Below are 14,138 nucleotides of genomic sequence, written 5' to 3' on the forward strand. Positions count from 1 at the left end.
CTTAGGAGTTCGCACTGGCCAGGCGGCTGGCGCGCGGGCGGCTGGGCAACGCATGGCGCAGGATGCGCCAGATTACCTGGCCAAACTGCACGGGTAGCGAGCCGGTGTTGTAGTGCACGCCATAGCGCTTGCAGATATCGCGCACCACCGGCGCCATCTCGACATAGCGGTTGGCCGGCACGTCGGGGAACAGATGGTGCTCGATCTGGTGGCTCAGATTGCCGGACAAGGTGTTCAGCACAAAACCACCCGCCAGGTTCGACGAGCCACGGATCTGGCGCCAGTACCAGTGCGCGCGGGTCTCGTTCTTCAGCACACCCTTCGGGAAGGTCTCGACATCGGTCGTGAAGTGGCCGCAGAAGATGATGGTGTAGGTCCAGATATTGCGCAGACCGTTGGCCACCAGATTGCCGCTGGCCACCACCAGAAAGCCCGGGCCGGCCAGCAGCGGGAAGATCAGATAGTCCTTGATCAGCTGGCGGCTCATCTTCTTGAGCACCGGCACGCCGGCGCGGCGCAGCTCGGCGCGTGCGGCCTTCTTGCGCTTGCCGAACAGCTGGCCCAGGCGCAGGTCCTGGATCGCGACGCCCCACTGAAACAGCGCGGCGAAGACCAGCGCATACAGCGGCTGGAACAGCGCGGCCGGGGTCCAGCGCTGCTCGGGGAACAGGCGCAGCACGCCGTAGCCGATGTCGTCGTCCAGGCCGTGGATATTGGTGTAGGTGTGGTGGCGGAAGTTGTGGGTCTTGCGCCAGTTGTCACTGGTGCCGATGATGTCCCACTCGAACTGCTTGCCCTTCAGGTGGGGGTCGCCCATCCAGTCGTACTGACCATGGATGACGTTATGACCCAGCTCCATATTGTCCATGATCTTGGACAGGGCCAGGCTCAGCGTGCCCAGCACCCAGAAGCCGATCAGCCAGGGCGTCGGCAGGAAGGCACCGATCATCAGCAGCGCGCGGCCGGCGAACTCGGTCCAGCGCACGGCCTTGAAGATATTGCGGATATAGCGCGCATCGCGCTCGCCCAGATCGGCCACGGTCTTGGCGCGCAGGGCCTCGATCTCGGCGCCGAACTTCTCCAGTTCGTCATTGGCGAGATTGCGGGTCAGGGATTTGTTCATCTTGTTCTCAAAGATCCAGGCTGATGTCGCTGCAGGCACGGCTCACGCACAGGCGCAAGGCACTGTTGGGCTCGTGATCGCGCTCACCGGTGTCGATGTTCTGGGCCAGGCCCTCGTGCTTGGTGCAGACGCAGCTGTGGCAGATGCCCATGCGGCAACCCGAGGGCGGTCGCACGCCCTGCGCTTCCAGGGCGCTCAGCAGGCTGTCGCCCGAGCTGATCGTCAGGCTGCGGCCGCTGCGGCGCAGCTGCAAGGTGACCTGATGGGCATTGTCGACATTGATCGGCGCGGCCGGCGAAAAGGCCTCGGCCTGAAAGCTCTGCACATGCGGGCGCAGCAGCTGGCGCGCCGTCTCGACAAAACCGCCGGGGCCGCAGCCCAGCACCTGCAGCGCGCCAAGCTGGGTCAGCGGACCCAGCAGCGCCTCGAGCTGGGCCTCACCGATGCGCGTGGCCGGCGCCGTCGGGTCCTGGGTCAGTTGCAGATGCAGTTTGAAACGCGGCTCGCGGGCCGCCAGCGCTTGCAACTCTTCGGCAAAGCACAGCTGCTCGGCCGTCTGGGCCCAGTAGATCAAGGTCAGCGAGGCCGGCATGCCATCGGCAGCCAGCGCGCGGGTCAGCCCCATCAGCGGCGTGATGCCGCTGCCGGCGGCCAGGAACAGCCAGTCGCCCTGCGGCTTGGCCGGCAGCCCCATCTCGCCATAAGCCTGGTCCAGCGGCAGCACATCGCCGATCTGGACCTGCTCGCACAGATGCTTGGACAGCAGCCCGCCCGCGACCCGTTTGACGGTGATCGCGATGCGGCCGTCACGGCGGGGGATGTCGGTCAGGCTGTAGCTGCGGGTCACCAGCCGGCCCTTGATCTCGGCACCGATATTCAGATGCTGGCCGGGCCTGAAACCGCGCCAGTGGCGATTCGGCTTGAGCACCAGCGTGACGGCGTCGGAAGACTCGTCACGCCGCTCGACCACGCGCGCCAGCGGCCGCTCCCAGGTCCAGGTGCGGTTCAGGTGGCCGAGCCAGAAGTCAAAGACAGCCGGGTCGACAAGGGGTTTGGCGAGGCGACGGAGCAATCCGACGCGCGCTGGAGCAAGAGAAGACACGAAAAAACACTCCGTTCGGCACAGCCCCAAGGAGGCCGGCAAGATTCGGGACACAGTATACGGGCATAAACACATTCGTCTATACAGATGTATATCAATCGCCCTTCGGTATGATGCGCACTCTCGCACATCACCATGACAAGCCTTCTACTCAGCCCCGCCGACACCCTGCCGGACCCCCTCGCCCCCCCGGGCCCGGGCCGCAAGGCGGTGATTTCGCGCGAGGACATCGTGCAGGCCGCGCTGAAGCTGGTCGGGCCGCACCGCAGCGTCTCGACCCTGAGCCTGCGCGAGGTGGCCCGCGAGGCCGGCATTGCGCCGAACAGCTTCTACCGCCAGTTCCGCGATATGGACGAGCTGGCCGTGACCCTGATCGACATGGCCGGCCAGTCGCTGCGCGACATCATCGGCGAGGCACGGCGGCGCGCCAGCGACGGCAGCTCCGTGGTGCGCAGCGCCGTCCAGGCCTTTATGGAGCAGCTGCGCTCGGACGACCGGCTGCTGCACATCCTGCTGCGCGAGGGCACGGTCGGCTCGGACGCCTTCAAGCATGCGGTGGACCGGCAACTGCTGTTCTTCGAGGAAGAGCTGCGCGTCGACCTGATCCGCTTTGCCAAGGCCAACAACACCGGCCTCTACGAACCGGCGCTGACCGCCAAGGCCATCACCCGGCTGGTCTTCGCGATCGGCTCCACCGCGATGGACATGCCGCACGACAAGCTGCCCGAGCTGACCGAGCAACTGGTCATCATGGTGCGCATGATCGTCACCGGCACCCAGACCCTGGCGGTGGTCGGCTCGCCAGACCGCTGAGGCCGGTCCCCGGCAAGAAAAAAGCCCGCTGTCGCGGGCTTTTTGCTTTCATTCAAGCGGCTCAGCGCTTGGCCAGCCGCTGCCAGGTCTCGATCACCGAGTCCGGATTCAGCGAGATCGAGACGATGCCCTCCTGGGCCAACCAGTCGGCGAAGTCCGGATGGTCGCTGGGGCCCTGGCCGCAGATGCCGATGTACTTGCCGGTGGCGCGGCAGGCGGTGATCGCGCGCGAGATCAGGGCCTTGACGGCCGAGTCGCGCTCGTCGAAATCGCCGGCCAGCTGCTCCAGGCCCGAGTCGCGGTCCAGGCCCAGGGTCAGCTGGGTCAGGTCGTTGGAACCGATCGACATGCCGTCGAAATGCTCCAGGAAGGCCTCGGCCAAGATGGCGTTGGACGGCACCTCGCACATCATGATGATGCGCAACCCGTCCTGGCCGCCCGAGGCGGCGCGCTTGAGGCCGCGCTCGGCCAGCATCGCGACGACGCGCTCGGCCTGCTTCACGGTGCGCACAAAGGGCACCATGATCTCGACATTGCTCAGGCCCATCTCGTTGCGCACGCGCTTGAGCGCCTCGCACTCCATCGCGAAGGCGTCGGAGAACTCGCCGCTGATATAGCGCGAGGCACCGCGGAAGCCCAGCATCGGGTTCTCTTCATCGGGCTCGTAGCGCGAACCGCCGATCAGCTTGCGGTACTCATTGCTCTTGAAGTCGGACAGACGCACGATCACCGGGCGCGGGAAGAAGGCGGCCGCAATCGTCGCGACCCCCTCGACCAGCTTGTCCACATAGAAGGCGCGCGGCGAGGCGTGGCCGCGCGCCACCGACTCGACCGCCTTCTTCAGGTCGGCATCGATATTCGGATAGTCGAGGATGGCCTTGGGGTGGACGCCGATATTGTTGTTGATGATGAATTCCAGCCGCGCCAGGCCGACGCCGGCGCTGGGCATCTGGGCGAAGTTGAAGGCCAGCTGCGGGTTGCCGACATTCATCATGATCTTGATCGGGCAGTACGGCAGCTCGCCGCGATGCACCTCGCTGACCTCGGTCTCCAGCAGGCCGTCGTAGATGAAGCCGGTGTCGCCCTCGGAGCAGACCACGGTCACCAGTTGGCCGTCCTTGAGCTTCTCGGTCGCGTCGCCGCAGCCGACCACGGCCGGGATGCCCAGCTCGCGCGCAATGATGGCGGCGTGGCAGGTGCGGCCGCCGCGGTTGGTCACGATGGCGCTGGCGCGCTTCATCACCGGCTCCCAGTTCGGGTCGGTCATGTCGGTGACCAGCACATCGCCGGGCTGGACCCGGCCCATATCGGCAATGCTCTCGACCAGACGCACCGGGCCGGTGCCGATCTTCTGGCCGATCGCGCGGCCTTCGGCCAGCACGGCGCTCTGACCCTTGAGCTTGTAGCTCAGCTCGGCCTGACCGTCGGCCTGGCTCTTCACCGTCTCGGGCCGGGCCTGCAGGATGTAGATCTGACCATCGACGCCGTCGCGACCCCACTCGATGTCCATCGGGCGCTGATAGTGCTGCTCGATGATCATCGCGTACTTGGCCAGCTCGATCACCTCGGTGTCGGTCAGCGAGTAGCGGTTGCGCGCCTCGGGCACGGTGTCCACGGTCTTGACCAGCTTGCCGGAGGCAGCCTTCTCGTCCGGCGTCGCGAACTCCATGCGAATCAGCTTGGAGCCGAGATTGCGGCGGATGATGGGCAGCTTGCCCGCCTTCAGCGCAGGCTTGTGAACATAGAACTCGTCAGGGTTGACGGCGCCCTGCACCACCGTCTCGCCCAGGCCGTAGCTGGAGGTGATGAAGACCACGTCCTTGAAGCCGCTCTCGGTATCGATCGTGAACATCACGCCGGCCGAGCCCAGGTCGGAGCGCACCATGCGCTGCACGCCGGCCGACAGCGCGACATCGGCATGGGCAAAGCCCTTGTGCACGCGGTAGCTGATCGCGCGGTCGTTGTACAGCGACGCGAACACCTCCTTCATCTTGTGCAGCACCTCCTCGATGCCGATCACGTTCAGGAAGGTCTCCTGCTGGCCGGCGAACGAGGCGTCGGGCAGGTCTTCGGCGGTGGCCGAGGAACGCACGGCGAAGGACACGCCGGGGTTGTCGGCCGTCAGCTGCGCGAAGGAGCTGCGGATGGCCTTTTCCAGCTCGGCCGGAAAGGGCTGCGCCTCCAGCCAGCCGCGGATCTCGGCGCCGGCCTCGGCCAGCGCGCGCACATCGTCGGTATCCAGCGTGGACAGGCGCGCCTCGATGCGCTTGTCCAGGCCCTCGTACTTGAGGAACTCGCGGAAGGCGTGGGCCGTGGTGGCAAAGCCGCCGGGCACACGCACACCGGTGGCGGAGAGCTGCGAGATCATTTCGCCGAGGCTGGCGTTCTTGCCGCCAACGACCTCGACATCGCTCATTCTCAGATGTTCAAACGGGACGACCAGGGCGGTCGACTCAAAACGTGCAGACATGGGAAGGCTCCGTGATGTTGAAAATTCGGGGCTCCCACCGTGAGATTCACGGTCTGGACGCGCACAGCCACGGCTCCACCATTTCTGGATTCTTGTAGGAGGCGGGCGGGCTGCATGGAGAATGGGCGTCGCGGGATGTTGGCGCCGATTCTACGGGCAAGCGCCACTATGATGTCCAGGCACTTAGAAGCAGCACCCTATGCCCAATCGCACCGTGTATTTCGTCTCGGATGGCACCGGCATCACCGCCGAGACCTTTGGCAACTCCATCCTGGCCCAGTTTCCGACCAAGCCGCGCCATGTGCGCCGTCCCTTTGTCGACACGGCCGAGAAGGCCTATGCGGTGGTGCGCGAGATCAACGAGACCGGCGAGCGCGAGGGCAAGCGCGCCATCGTGTTCGCGACCCTGGTCGACCGCGACGTGCTGAAGATCATGCGCGACCATTGCACCGGCCGCGTGCTGGACATGTTCGGCACCTTCATCGAGCCGCTGGAAGACGAGTTCGAGGTCAAGTCCAACCACCGGGTGGGCCGTTTCTCCGACATCGCCCGCAGCCAGGAATATCACGACCGCATCGAGGCCATCAATTTCTCGCTGGCCCATGATGACGGCCAGTCGGCCAAGAACCTCGATGTGGCCGATGTGATCCTCGTCGGCGTCTCGCGCAGCGGCAAGACACCGACCTCGCTGTACCTGGCCATGCAGCACGGTGTCAAGGCCGCCAACTACCCGCTGATCCCCGAGGACTTCGAGCGCGGCAAGCTGCCCGCCTCGCTGGTAGCACACAAGAGCAAGTGCTTCGGCCTGACCATAGACCCGGAGCGGCTCTCGCAGATCCGCAACGAGCGTCGCCCCGGCAGCAAGTACGCCGACATCCTGAACTGCCGCTATGAGATCAACGAGGCCGAGAAGATGATGAAGCGCGACGGCATCGCCTGGCTGTCGTCGACGCACAAGTCCATCGAGGAAATCGCAACGACGATTCTGCGAGACATCCGGCCGGATCGGCTTATTTACTGAGCCGCTGCCTCGCCGATTCGTACAGGCAGATCGCCGCCGCGCTGCCGACATTCAGCGACTCTTCGCCGCCCGGCTGCGGGATGCCCACGGTCAGCGCGCAGCGCTGCATCAGCTCGGGCTGCACGCCCTGCCCTTCATGGCCCATGACCCAGGCGCAAGGACTGGGTAGCTGCAGCTGATGCAGTTGCTGGCCGGCATGCGAGCTGGTCGCGACCAGGGGCACGCCCAGCGTGTCGAGATCGGATGGGGCCAGACCCTCGATCAGGCGCAGGCCGAAATGCGCGCCCATGCCGGCACGCAGCACCTTGGGACTCCACAGCGCGGCCGTGCCCTTCAGGGCCAGGATCTGGCGAAAGCCCATCGCCGCCGCATTGCGCAGAATGGTGCCGACATTGCCGGCATCCTGCAGCCGGTCCAGCACCACCGAGTCCAGGCCCGGCGTCAAGACCTGGCCCTCGGCATGGGGAACCTCGAAGCCGATCTGCGCCGGCGACTCCAGGCCGCTGAGTGTCTTGAACAGGGCGTCCGGCACGACCAGCACCTTGGGCGCGGCGTCGGCCAGTCCCCGCAGCCCGGATTCGGCATAGGCGGTCTCGGTGACAACCGCCAGGCTCACCGCATGGCCGCGCTGCAGGCAGGCGCGCGCCAGATGGTCGCCCTCCAGCCAGACCGAGCCCAGCTTGCGGTAGGCGCCGCCATCCTGCGAGAGTTTGCGCAGGCGCTGCAGCACCGGGTTGTCGCGCGAGGTGATGTGCAGAACTTGGCTCATGAGGATTCCAGCAGCTGTCGCACCGGGCCGAAGCTGCGCCGGTGCCAGGCGCACGCGCCATGGGCGCGCAGGGCCGCGAGATGGTCGGCGGTCGGATAGCCCTTGTGGCCGGCGAAACCATATTCGGGATGCAGCTCGTGCATGGCCAGGCATTGGCGGTCGCGCGTGACCTTGGCCAGGATGGAGGCCGCCGAGATGGCCTGCACCTTCGAGTCGCCCTTGACGATGGCCTCGGCCGGGATCTTCAGCACCGGCAGGCGGTTGCCGTCGACCAGCACCTTGGTGGGCTTGAGCCGCAGGCCCTCGACCGCACGGCGCATCGCCAGCATCGTGGCCTGCAGAATGTTGAGCCGGTCGATCTCCTCGACGCTGGCCTCGGCGATGCAGCAGCACAGCGCCTTGGCGCGGATCTCATCGAACAGGCGCTCGCGCTTCTTCTCGGTCAGCACCTTGGAATCGGCCAGGCCCCGGATCGGGTGCAGCTCGTCGAGGATCACCGCCGCGGCCACCACCGGCCCGGCCAGCGGGCCTCGGCCGGCCTCGTCGACACCGGCGATCAGGCCGGGTGCGTCCCAGCTCAGGCCCAGCTGTTGCGGCATGGACTCAGGCATGGCCGATGACCCTCGCGATCGCAGCGGTGGCCAGCTGCGCCGTGTTGCGGCGCAGGGTCTCGTGCTGCTGCTGGAAGCGCGCTTGCGCCCGCGCGTAGCGCGCATCGTCGTCCAGCCAGGCCAGTCCCTCGCGCGCCAGCGCCGCCGGCGTACACTCGTCCTGCAGCAGTTCGGGCACCAGAAACTCATTGGCCAGCACATTGGGCAGGCCCACCCAGGGCTGGTAGCGCCGGCTCTTGATGCGCTGCCAGTTGAGCCAGTGCATGCGGTAGGCGATCACCATCGGTCGCTTGAACAGCGCGGCCTCCAGGGTCGCCGTGCCGCTGGCCACCAGCGTGATGTCGCAGGCGGCCAGCGCCTCGTGCGAGCGGCCATCGAGCAGCAGCAGATCCAGCCCCGGCGGCAGCAGCGGTGTGATCAGCTCACGCAGCCCCGGCGCCACCGGCATCACGAAGCGCAGCCCGGGCCGCGCGCGCTGCATCAGCAGCGCGGCCTGCAGCAGCGGTGCGGCGATATAGCGGATCTCGCTCTTGCGGCTGCCCGGCAGCAGGGCCACGACAGCATCGCCCTCCCCCAGGCCCAGCGCCGCACGGCTGGCCGCCTTGGGCGGCTCCAGCGGAATCGCATCGGCCAGCGGGTGGCCGACATAGCTCGCCGCGATGCCGGCACGCTGCAGCAGCTCGGGCTCGAAGGGGAACAGGCACAGCACATGGTCGACCGAGCGGCGGATCTTGTCGACACGCTCGCCGCGCCAGGCCCAGATCGAGGGGCAGACGAAGTGGATGGACTTGATGCCGGCGGCCTTCAACTGCGCCTCCAGCGCGAAGTTGAAGTCGGGCGCGTCGATGCCGATGAAGGCCTGCGGCGCATCGGCCAGCAGCCGGGCGGCGAGCTGCCGGCGGATAGACAGGATCTCGCGCAGATGCAGCAAGGCATCGACATAGCCGAATACCGAGAGCTTGTGATGCGGCCACCAGGCCTCGAAGCCCTGGGCCGCCATGCGGGGGCCGCCGATGCCCTGGGCGGTGAGGTCCGGCCAGCGCTGGCGCAGCCCCGGCAGCAGCAGGCCGCCGAGCAGATCACCGGAGGCCTCGCCGGCCACCATGCCAAAGCGGGGCGCGGTGTCGTTCATCGTGTCAGCGGATGATGCCGCGCGTGGCGCCGTGCAGGAAGTCCCGCATCAGCTGCACCGTGTCCTTGGCCTCGGGATGCGAGGCCTGCAGGCCGGCCATCTCGATCTCGGCCTGGGCCACGGTCAGACCGCGGCGGTAGAGGATGCGGTACATCTGCTTGACCGCATTGATCTGCTCGGGCGTGAAACCCCGGCGCTTCAGGCCTTCCTGGTTGAAGCTGCGCGCCTCGGCGGTGTTGCCGGCCGCCATGATGAAGGGCGGCAGGTCCTGGAACAGGATGGAGCCCATTGCCGTCATGCTGTGCGCGCCGATATGGACGAACTGATGCACGACGGTGAAGCCGCCCAGGATGGCCCAGTCGCCGACATGCACATGGCCGGCCAGCTGCGCGTTGTTGGCGAAGATGGTCTTGTTGCCGACCTTGCAGTCATGGGCCAGATGCACATAGGCCATGATCCAGTTGTCGTCGCCCAGCGAAGTGATGCCGTCGTCCTGCGTCGTGCCGCGGTTGAAGGTGCAGAACTCGCGCACCACATTGCGGTCGCCGATGATCAGCTGCGTCGGCTCGCCGGCGTACTTCTTGTCCTGCGGCGCCGCGCCGATCGAGCAGAACTGGAAGATCTGGTTGTCGCGGCCGATCGTCGTCGGCCCCTGCAGCACGCAGTGCGCCCCCACCGTCGTGCCGGCGGCGATCTTCACGCCGGCCTCGATAACGGTGTAAGGGCCCACCTGGACCGAGCTGTCCAGCTCGGCCTTGGGGTCGATCAGGGCCGTCGGATGGATGTTGGACATGGCTCGCGACTCCGACGGGTTCAGCAGTCGATGCGGCGCATCGTGCACATCAGCTCGGCCTCGCAGGCCAGCTCCTCGCCGACCCAGACCTTGCCGGTGAACTTGTAGATCGAGGCCTTGGCGCGGTCCAAGGTGACGTCCAGCACCAGCTGGTCGCCCGGCTCGACCGGACGCTTGAAGCGCGCGCCGTCGATGCCGGCGAAATAGCAGACCGTCTTGTCGTCCAGCTCGGCATCCAGGCTGACCAAGGTCAGCACGGTGGCGGCCTGGGCCAGCGCTTCCAGCATCAGCACACCGGGCATCACCGGGCGGTGCGGGAAATGGCCGAGGAAGTGCGGCTCGTTGATGCTGACGTTCTTCAGCGCGCGGATGCGCTTGCCCTTCTCGATCTCCAGCACGCGATCGACCAGCAGCAGCGGATAGCGATGCGGGATCTTCTTGAGGATCTGATGGATGTCCATGGATGTCGTCATAACTTCTTTTCCAGCGCCCGCAGGCGCTCACGCAGCGCGTGCAATTGTCTCAATGTGGCGGCGTTCTTTTCCCAGCTCGCATTGTCGTCGAAGGGAAACACGCCGCTATAGGTGCCGGGCTTGGCGATCGAGCGGGTCACGACGGTGGCGGCAGAGACATGCACGCCGTCGGCCAGGCTCAGATGGCCCAGCACGATGGCACCACCGCCCACGGTGCAATGCCTGCCGATGACGGCACTGCCGGCGACGCCGGCGCAGCCGGCCATCGCCGTGTGGGCGCCGACGCGCACGTTGTGACCGATCTGCACCAGGTTATCGAGCTTGACGCCGTCTTCCAGCACCGTGTCGCCCAGGGCGCCGCGGTCGATACAGCTGTTGGCACCGATCTCGACATCGTCGCCGATGACGACCGCGCCGAGCTGCTCGATCTTTTCCCAGCGGCCCTGCCCGTCATCCGATTTTGTGGGCGCGAAGCCGAAGCCGTCGGCGCCGATCACCGCGCCGCTGTGCACGATGCAGCGCGCGCCGATACGGCAATCAAAGCCCAGCGTGACGCGCGGCGCCAATCGGCTGTCGGCGCCGACGCTGGCGCCGCGCTCGAGCACGCAGTGTGCGCCGATGCGCGCGCCGGCAGCAATGCGCACACCGGCCTCGATCACGGCCAACGGCCCGATGTCCACGCCCTCGCCCAACTCGGCATCGGGATCGATCACCGCGCTCGGGTGAATGCGGGCCGGCGCGGACGGACGCACCCGCGCAGCCCACCACTGGGTCAGCCGGGCAAAGTAGAGATAGGGGTCGGGCGTGACGATATAGGCGCCGCCGCGCTCGGCGGCGGCCTCGGCCATCGCCGGGCCCACGATCACGCAGCCGGCCAGGCTGGCCGACAGCTGCGAGCGGTAGCGCGGGTTGGCCAGAAAGGCGATGGTGGCGGCGTCCGCGCCCTCCAGCGGCCCGATGCGCGCGATGCGCAGATCGGAGGCACCAACAAGATCGCCGCCCAGGGCGGCGATCACTTCGTTCAGCGGGGCGCTGAAGCTCACTTCTGCGAGTTGAGCGCGTCGATCACCTTCTTGGTGATGTCGATGCGGTTGCTGGCGTGCAGCGCATCCTGCACGATCAGGTCGTACTTGTCGGTATCGAAGATCTGCTTGATGACCTTGTTGGCCCGCTCGACCAGCACCGACAGCTCTTCGTTCTTGCGCTGGGTCAGGTCTTCCTGCCACTCGCGGCGCTTGCGCTGCAGGTCGCGGTCGGCCTCGACCAGATCGCGCTGGCGGCGGGTCTTCTCGGCCTCGCCCAGCGTCGGGGCATCCTTCTCCAGCTTGTCGGCGGCGCCGCGCAGCTTGGTTTCCAGATCCTTCAGCTCTTTCTCGCGCTTGCCGAACTCGGCCTCCAGCTTGAGCTGTGCTGCCTTGGCCAGATTGGCCTCACGCATCACGCGCTCGCTGTTGACGTAGCCGATCTTCACTTCTTGCGCCTGCGCCGACAGCGTCGATGCACACACCATGGCGGCCAAGGCCACCGATTTCAACAGCTTGCTCTTCATCAGAATGCAGTCCCGATCTGGAATTGGAATTTCTCGATTCTATCCGTGGGCTTCTTGCGCACCGGCGAACCATAGCTCATCTTCAACGGCCCCATGGGAGAAAGCCAGCTCAAACCGATACCGGCCGAGGCCCGTACCGAGTCGCCGGTGATCTTCTCACCATCGCGCCACACATTGCCGGCATCCATGAAGCCGAACAAGCGGAAGGTCTTGTCATTGCCAGCCCCTGGAACGGGCACATAGAGCTCGGCGTTGACATTGATACGGCGGCTGCCGCCCGAATAGGAGCCGGTCACGTCGACCGGGCCGAGCGAATTCGCCTCGAAGACCCGCACCGAACCCAGGCCGCCGGCATAGAAGTTCTTGAAGATCGGGTAGGGGCGACCGCCGATGCCCTTGCCCCAGCCCAGCTCGCTGTTCAGGCCCAGCGTGAACTTGTTGCCCAGCGGGATGTAGTGCTGGTACTGAAGATTGGCACGCATATAGCGCGAATCGCCGACCGCGCTGAGCTCCAGATTGACGCGCTGGTATTTGCCCGAGGTCGGCGACAGGATGCTGTCGCGGTCGTCGCGCTGCCAGCCGATCGTGAACGGGATCGCCATGCTGGACGAGCCGAACTGGTGGCGGAACAGGAAGTAGCTATTGGGCAGGCCGGCCGAGGTGGTGATGCGGGTCAGCTCGTAGCCGAGGCCGAAGAACACCGTGTCGACCTCGGAGAAGGGCACGCCGAAGCGCACGGCGGCGCCGTGGCTGACCAGCTCGTACTCCTCGCCCAGCGTGTTGATCGGCTTGGTCGTGCGGTAGAACAGATCGATCGCACGCGACACGCCGTCGACCGTGAAATACGGGTCCACCGTGCTGAGCACCAGCGCACGGCCGGTCTTGGCGGTGTTGACCTCGATGCCCAGGTAGTTGCCCGAGCCGAACACATTGTCCTGCTTGATCGAGCCCGACAGCGACAGGCTGTTGGCGCTGGAATAGCCGGCGCCGACCATGATGTTGCCGGTCGGGCGCTCTTCGACCGTCAGCGTCACATCAACCTGGTCGGGCGCACCCGGCACCTCGGTGGTGTCGATCTCGACTTCCTTGAAATAGCCCAGGCGCTCGACGCGGTCGCGCGAGGCCTTGATGCGGCGGCCGTCGTACCACGCCGACTCGAACTGGCGGAACTCGCGGCGTATCACCTCGTCGCGGGTGCGCGTGTTGCCGGAGATGATGACGCGGCGCACATAGACGCGGCGCTGCGGCTCGGCCACAAAGGTCACGACCACCTGGCCGGTGGCGCGGTCGATCTCGGGCCGGCTCTCGACGCGCGCAAAGGCGTAGCCATACGTGCCGTAAAGATCGGTAAAGAGCCGGGTCGTCTGGGCCACGGCCTCGCCGCGATAGGGCTCGCCGGGCTTCAGCGCGATCAGGCTCTTGAAGTCTTCCTCGCGGCCGAGGAACTCGCCTTCGAGCTTGACCTCGGTCACCGTGTAGGGCTGGCCCTCGTTGACGGTGATCGCGATATTGATGCTCTGCTTGTCCGGCGAGATCGTCACCTGGGTCGAGGTGACGGCGAACTCCAGATAGCCGCGATTCAGATAGTAGGAGCGCAGCGTCTCCAGATCGGCGTTGAGCTTGGCGCGCGAGTAGCGGTCGGTCTTGGTATACCAGGTCAGCCAGCCGCTGGTGGTCTGCTCGAGCAGGCCGGTCAAGGTGCTCTCCGAGAACACCTTGGAGCCGAGAATGCGGATCTCGCCGATCTTGGCCGGTTCGCCCTCGGTCACGGCAAAGCTGACGTTGACGCGGTTGCGCTCCAGCGGCGTGATGGTGGTGCTGACCTCGGCGCCATACAGGCTGCGGGTCAGGTATTGCCGCTTCAGCTCCTGCTCGGCGCGGTCGGCCAGGGCCTTGTCGAAGGGCTTGCCTTCGCCGATGCCCACGTCCTTCAGCGACTTGGTCAGCGCCTCGGTGTCGAACTCCTTCAGACCGATGAAGCTGACATTGGCGATGATGGGCCGCTCCTCGATCACGACCACGGCCGAGTCGCCATCGATCTGGATGCGCACATCCTTGAACAGGCCGGTCGCGAACAGCGCGCGCAGCGCAGCCACGCCCTTCTCGTCGTTGTAGGTGTCACCGATGCGGAAGGGCAGCGATGCGAACACGGTGCCGGGGTCGGTGCGCTGCAGACCCTCGACGCGGATGTCCTTCAGCACAAAAGGATCGACGGCCCAGGCGGTGCCCGACTGCAGCGCGGCGGCCAACGCCAAAGCCAGGATTGACGGGCGCATCAGCGC

The 14,138-nt window shown here is 66.3% G+C and carries 13 protein-coding genes; 2 read left to right on the forward strand and 11 right to left on the reverse strand.

The annotated features are described in order from the left end of the window. Window position 1 precedes the first annotated feature (1 nt). Together O5M90_RS07545 and O5M90_RS07550 are read right to left on the reverse strand one after the other, a co-directional pair. Window positions 2-1,123 (reverse strand): fatty acid desaturase family protein, encoded by a 1,122-nt coding sequence (locus O5M90_RS07545; RefSeq protein WP_269840545.1) that lies wholly within the window; start codon window positions 1,121-1,123, stop codon window positions 2-4. Window positions 1,124-1,130: 7 nt separating this feature from the next. After that, a complete protein-coding gene (locus tag O5M90_RS07550; RefSeq protein WP_269840546.1) occupies window positions 1,131-2,195 on the reverse strand; it encodes a ferredoxin reductase in 1,065 nt (354 codons plus the stop codon). A 165-nt stretch (window positions 2,196-2,360) separates the two neighbouring features. Between O5M90_RS07550 and fabR the strand changes: the two genes are divergently transcribed. Then, complete coding sequence (fabR, locus tag O5M90_RS07555; RefSeq protein ID WP_137941782.1) at window positions 2,361-3,038, forward strand: HTH-type transcriptional repressor FabR; 678 nt, start codon at window positions 2,361-2,363, stop codon at window positions 3,036-3,038. A gap of 61 nt (window positions 3,039-3,099) precedes the next feature. On the opposite strand, the gene ppsA is transcribed toward fabR, so the two are convergent. Next, a complete protein-coding gene (gene ppsA, locus O5M90_RS07560; RefSeq protein WP_269840547.1) occupies window positions 3,100-5,508 on the reverse strand; it encodes a phosphoenolpyruvate synthase in 2,409 nt (802 codons plus the stop codon). A 199-nt stretch (window positions 5,509-5,707) separates the two neighbouring features. On the opposite strand from ppsA, the gene ppsR reads away from it, so the two are divergent. Beyond that, window positions 5,708-6,529, forward strand: a complete 822-nt coding sequence (ppsR, locus tag O5M90_RS07565) for a posphoenolpyruvate synthetase regulatory kinase/phosphorylase PpsR (protein ID WP_137941780.1) — start codon at window positions 5,708-5,710, stop codon at window positions 6,527-6,529. Here ppsR and O5M90_RS07570 read toward each other — a convergent pair. Genes O5M90_RS07570 through bamA form a run of 8 tightly spaced genes read right to left on the reverse strand, consistent with a single transcriptional unit; the run spans window position 6,519 to window position 14,132 of the window. After that, a complete protein-coding gene (locus O5M90_RS07570; RefSeq protein WP_269840548.1) occupies window positions 6,519-7,298 on the reverse strand; it encodes a TrmH family RNA methyltransferase in 780 nt (259 codons plus the stop codon). The genes ppsR and O5M90_RS07570 overlap by 11 nt on opposite strands. Further along, entirely contained in the window at window positions 7,295-7,909 is a 615-nt protein-coding gene (gene rnhB, locus O5M90_RS07575) for a ribonuclease HII (protein WP_269840549.1), read from the reverse strand. The genes O5M90_RS07570 and rnhB overlap by 4 nt, the downstream gene beginning before the upstream one ends. After that, window positions 7,902-9,041 carry a lipid-A-disaccharide synthase gene (lpxB, locus tag O5M90_RS07580; protein ID WP_269840550.1) on the reverse strand — a complete coding sequence of 380 codons (1,140 nt, stop codon included), beginning with the start codon at window positions 9,039-9,041 and terminating at the stop codon, window positions 7,902-7,904. The genes rnhB and lpxB overlap by 8 nt, the downstream gene beginning before the upstream one ends. A 4-nt stretch (window positions 9,042-9,045) precedes the next feature. After that, window positions 9,046-9,834 (reverse strand): acyl-ACP--UDP-N-acetylglucosamine O-acyltransferase, encoded by a 789-nt coding sequence (lpxA, locus tag O5M90_RS07585; RefSeq protein ID WP_262969543.1) that lies wholly within the window; start codon window positions 9,832-9,834, stop codon window positions 9,046-9,048. 20 nt (window positions 9,835-9,854) lie between these two features. Continuing rightward, window positions 9,855-10,295, reverse strand: a complete 441-nt coding sequence (gene fabZ / locus O5M90_RS07590) for a 3-hydroxyacyl-ACP dehydratase FabZ (protein WP_137941774.1) — start codon at window positions 10,293-10,295, stop codon at window positions 9,855-9,857. A gap of 8 nt (window positions 10,296-10,303) precedes the next feature. After that, complete coding sequence (gene lpxD, locus O5M90_RS07595; protein ID WP_269840551.1) at window positions 10,304-11,350, reverse strand: UDP-3-O-(3-hydroxymyristoyl)glucosamine N-acyltransferase; 1,047 nt, start codon at window positions 11,348-11,350, stop codon at window positions 10,304-10,306. Further along, window positions 11,347-11,856 carry an OmpH family outer membrane protein gene (locus O5M90_RS07600; protein WP_137941772.1) on the reverse strand — a complete coding sequence of 170 codons (510 nt, stop codon included), beginning with the start codon at window positions 11,854-11,856 and terminating at the stop codon, window positions 11,347-11,349. The genes lpxD and O5M90_RS07600 overlap by 4 nt, the downstream gene beginning before the upstream one ends. After that, entirely contained in the window at window positions 11,856-14,132 is a 2,277-nt protein-coding gene (gene bamA / locus O5M90_RS07605) for an outer membrane protein assembly factor BamA (RefSeq protein WP_269840552.1), read from the reverse strand. Before bamA ends, O5M90_RS07600 begins: the two co-directional genes overlap by 1 nt. Between the last annotated feature and the right edge of the window lie 6 nt (window positions 14,133-14,138).

Source organism: Paucibacter sp. M5-1, from assembly GCF_027498415.2.
Classification (GTDB): Bacteria; Pseudomonadota; Gammaproteobacteria; order Burkholderiales; family Burkholderiaceae_C; genus Roseateles_E.

What these genes read in the sequence shown, in the direction of transcription:
- O5M90_RS07545 (WP_269840545.1), bottom strand. Translation starts at nt 1,123, where the DNA reads ATGAACAAATCCCTGACCCGCAATCTCGCCAATGACGAACTGGAGAAG.
- fabR (WP_137941782.1), top strand. Translation starts at nt 2,361, where the DNA reads ATGACAAGCCTTCTACTCAGCCCCGCCGACACCCTGCCGGACCCCCTC.
- ppsA (WP_269840547.1), bottom strand. Translation starts at nt 5,508, where the DNA reads ATGTCTGCACGTTTTGAGTCGACCGCCCTGGTCGTCCCGTTTGAACAT.
- ppsR (WP_137941780.1), top strand. Translation starts at nt 5,708, where the DNA reads ATGCCCAATCGCACCGTGTATTTCGTCTCGGATGGCACCGGCATCACC.
- O5M90_RS07570 (WP_269840548.1), bottom strand. Translation starts at nt 7,298, where the DNA reads ATGAGCCAAGTTCTGCACATCACCTCGCGCGACAACCCGGTGCTGCAG.
- rnhB (WP_269840549.1), bottom strand. Translation starts at nt 7,909, where the DNA reads ATGCCTGAGTCCATGCCGCAACAGCTGGGCCTGAGCTGGGACGCACCC.
- lpxB (WP_269840550.1), bottom strand. Translation starts at nt 9,041, where the DNA reads ATGAACGACACCGCGCCCCGCTTTGGCATGGTGGCCGGCGAGGCCTCC.
- lpxA (WP_262969543.1), bottom strand. Translation starts at nt 9,834, where the DNA reads ATGTCCAACATCCATCCGACGGCCCTGATCGACCCCAAGGCCGAGCTG.
- fabZ (WP_137941774.1), bottom strand. Translation starts at nt 10,295, where the DNA reads ATGGACATCCATCAGATCCTCAAGAAGATCCCGCATCGCTATCCGCTG.
- O5M90_RS07600 (WP_137941772.1), bottom strand. Translation starts at nt 11,856, where the DNA reads ATGAAGAGCAAGCTGTTGAAATCGGTGGCCTTGGCCGCCATGGTGTGT.
- bamA (WP_269840552.1), bottom strand. Translation starts at nt 14,132, where the DNA reads ATGCGCCCGTCAATCCTGGCTTTGGCGTTGGCCGCCGCGCTGCAGTCG.